At 46.7% G+C, this 572-nt stretch carries 1 protein-coding gene; it reads left to right on the forward strand.

What is annotated here, in order from left to right; genetic code table 11:
• Positions 1–109: 109 nt before the first annotated feature.
• A partial coding sequence (gene pgk, locus PGX78_RS07035; protein ID WP_270446132.1) for a phosphoglycerate kinase occupies positions 110–572 on the forward strand: 463 nt, incomplete at its 3' end.

Consider the following 572-nt stretch of genomic DNA (forward strand, 5'->3'; position numbering starts at 1 on the left):
GTATGACAATGAATGGGGTTATGCAAGACGCATAGTCGACATGGTTCGCTTCTTGGCAGGACAAAAGCCGTTTTAAGAAGTCATCTTGCCCGTATTGCAGGAGGAATTTATGAAAAAAACAATTAAAGATGTGTCTCTCGACGGAAAAAAGGTATTTGTACGTGCCGACTTTAATGTCCCGCTTGATGACAAACAGCAGATTACGGATGATACGCGGATTGTAAAAACCTTGCCGACAATTCAATATTTGTTGGATCACAATAGTGCCGTTATCTTGGCGAGCCATCTCGGTAGACCTAAGGGAGAAGCGAAGCCCGAATTTTCTCTTCGTCCCGTAGCTGCACGTTTGAGTGAACTGTTGGGTCGCACTGTGCAAATGGCTCCGGACTGCGTCGGCCCGGAAACGGAAAAAATGGCAAAGAGCCTTAAACCCGGCGAAGTCCTTCTCTTGGAAAACCTGCGCTATCATAAAGAAGAAGAAAAGAACGATCCGGCCTTTTCCAAGGCGTTGGCTCAGTTAGCCGATGTAGGTATTAACGATGCTTTCGGATGTTCCCACCGTGCACATGCAT

The organism is Megasphaera sp. AF13-6AC, from assembly GCF_027685385.1.
Classification (GTDB): Bacteria; Bacillota; Negativicutes; order Veillonellales; family Megasphaeraceae; genus Megasphaera; species Megasphaera micronuciformis.